A 2,811-nucleotide genomic window follows, 5' to 3' on the forward strand; every position below is an offset into this window, starting at 1 on the left:
ATTGAAAATTTAAAAGAGCTTAATAATCGACCTAGAGAATATCTTGGCTATCAAACTACTTTTAAAATATTTATGCACGAACTTAATATATTATTAGTGTCGCAATATTATTTACTATTCATTATTTATTTAAATGTTGCTTCTAAACGATTTATTCTAAAACCTTTAGCTGAAAATTTTTGTTCATATTCAGTCATAATATTATCTTCCATATTAGCATTATGTAAATCTAAGCTAATATTTTTCAATGCCATACCATAAGTAGATAAACTGTGTAATGAATATTCAAATAAACCTTGATTGTCTGTTTTAAAGTGAATTTCACCTAATGGCGATAAAATTGTCTTATATAATGTTAAAAAATTAGGATGAGTTAATCTTCTTTTAGCATGTTTTGTTTTAGGCCATGGATCTGAAAAATTTAAATATAATCTATCAATCTCATTCTCTGCAAATATTTCTGTTAAACTGCTTGCATTGTCATTAATTAATTTTAAATTAGTAATATGATCTGTTAACGCTTTTTCTAATACTGAAACAATAACATTTTTTTGTAACTCTAAACCGATATAATTAATATGTGGATTAGCTTTAGCCATTTCTGTAATAAATCTACCTTTTCCAGTACCTATTTCAATATGTATTGGTTGTTTATTATCAAATAACTGTTGCCAACGCCCTTGATGTTGTTTGCCATCCAAAATTACTATTTGTGGATTATCTTCTAAATAGTGCTGTGCCCATGGTTTGTTTCTCATTCTCATTATTGTACAGTCTCCTTACTATAAAAATAGGATGGGATACGTCATACTGTCCCATCCACCAATAAAATTTTATTTAACAATACTCATAAAAACTTATTTTTATTTAATACTTCATTCATAAAATATAACCATTCATTCATATCATTATATCTTTTACGTGATTTATACCATTCGGTTAACGTTAAAGCTTGTAATAATACATACCATTTCATACGACGATGTAATTCAGATGTTTCTTCTATCCCATAAAGATTTAGCCATGATGACCATTGTGATTCTGGTACATAAGTATATAAAATATAACCGATATCAATAGCTGGATCACCATACATCGTTTCTTCCCAATCAACAAGATATAATTCATCATTATCAGACAATAACCAATTATTATGATTAACATCCCCATGACAAATGCAATACTGTACTTGTTCAGTAGGAAAATGATTTTCTAAATAGCTTAATGCTTTTCTTATTAAAGGATTTTCAAGAGAAGTCGCATCTAATGAATTTTTAATTTGAGTTAATGCTATTTGTGGTGAAAAAGCTGTAACATTTAAACGTTGCATCGTATCAATTAATATTTTTGAGGTGTGTAATTTTTTTAATAGATGTGCTACACTTTCTTTTAACATTTCATTCGGGTGTAATGTTCGGCCATTTTCCCAATGTTGCGCTGTCATTACTTCACCTGTATCCATTCGTTTAGCCCATGCTAACTTGGGTACAATTTTCTCAGCAGCTAATAAAGCTATAATTGGCGAAGAATTTTTCTTGCAAAAATATTTTCGTCCTGTTTCATCAACACCTATATATGAGCTTTCTGTTTCAAAGCTTAATTGACAATATTTTTCGTGCACACATCTCACCTCTTTCTTTATTTTAATCAATTCACTAGTATTTGAATAACTACCTTTAAATTTTACTTGGTTTAAACTATAATTTCAAGCAATTTTTTATTATTCTATTACTTATTTTGATAAGAAATATTTCCTGTTTTTTTATCTCATTTCGAGAAATTATTTACATTATTTTAAAGTATTTTTACTAAAAAAAGTCAATAGGTCCTTGTCACATTCGACAAGAACCTACATTCATTAATAATGATTTAAAAAGTTTTTTACTGCTCCAATTCTTCCAGCTTCATTCCCTAATTTAGCTGCAATAATCTTTTTAGGTAAAAATCTTTTATTTACTACTTTATCACTTAAATATTTATTGATCTTAGGTAATAAGATATCTTTATTATCAAAAATACCGCCACCTAATATGATTATTTCTGGATTCAATAAATATGAAATAGATAACAAGCCTTGACATAAATGATGAATAAAAATATTTAATGTATCTTGTGCTATTTGTTCACCTGATTTTAAATTTTCAAAAAAGAGTTTTCCATTCTGATTGGATTTCAAACTTTTTTCCTGATACAACTTTATTAAAGCCTGTGTTGAAGCTTGACTTTGCCAATCACTATTTGCTATTGGCATATAGCCTACTTCTCCTGCGGTAAAATTAAATCCATTCACGATTTGATTATTAAGTATAATACTACCGCCTATACCTGTACCGACAGTGATCATCACTGCACTCACAATGTTTTTTTGTTCACCTAACCATATTTCCCCTAAAGCAGCACAATTTACATCGTTTTCTACTGCAACAGATAAACCGAATTTATTATATAAAGTCGTTTTAAAATTAGTGCCTATATAACCTGGTATTGTATATCCTGCATAAACAACTTCCCCTGTTTTATTATCAATTACACCTGCACTAGAAATACCTATACCATCAATTTGATATTTTTCTATATAATAAGCAACTATTTCACAAACTTGATTTAAAATTTGATTACTATGTTGTTCATAATTAATACTTGTTGCAACTTCTTTAAAATGATTCAAACTGTTACCATACTCATCATAAATATCTGTTTTAATTGTTGTACCACCAATATCAATTCCTATAATTTTCATTTATATATCCTCCAAATTCAATTTATTATTTTTAGTTTGATTTTAGATATGATGAATTGCAAATAATATTG

3 protein-coding genes are annotated in these 2,811 nt (G+C 27.7%); all 3 read right to left on the reverse strand.

Annotation, left to right across the window (positions count from 1 at the left end; translation table 11 throughout):
• Window positions 1-125: 125 nt before the first annotated feature.
• Window positions 126-764 carry a tRNA (guanosine(46)-N7)-methyltransferase TrmB gene (trmB, locus tag AC5EAH_RS07890; RefSeq protein ID WP_493494234.1) on the reverse strand — a complete coding sequence of 213 codons (639 nt, stop codon included), beginning with the start codon at window positions 762-764 and terminating at the stop codon, window positions 126-128.
• An 83-nt stretch (window positions 765-847) separates the two neighbouring features.
• Complete coding sequence (locus AC5EAH_RS07895) at window positions 848-1,621, reverse strand: phosphotransferase family protein (RefSeq protein ID WP_493494235.1); 774 nt, start codon at window positions 1,619-1,621, stop codon at window positions 848-850.
• Between the two features lie 237 nt (window positions 1,622-1,858).
• Entirely contained in the window at window positions 1,859-2,740 is an 882-nt protein-coding gene (locus AC5EAH_RS07900) for an ROK family protein (protein ID WP_493494236.1), read from the reverse strand.
• Window positions 2,741-2,811: the final 71 nt, after the last annotated feature.

It is taken from the genome of Staphylococcus sp. B1(2026), from assembly GCF_058895785.1.

Bases quoted from the DNA above. Each gene is read 5' to 3' on its own strand.
- AC5EAH_RS07900 (WP_493494236.1), bottom strand. From the start codon at position 2,740: ATGAAAATTATAGGAATTGATATTGGTGGTACAACAATTAAAACAGAT.
- trmB (WP_493494234.1), bottom strand. From the start codon at position 764: ATGAGAATGAGAAACAAACCATGGGCACAGCACTATTTAGAAGATAAT.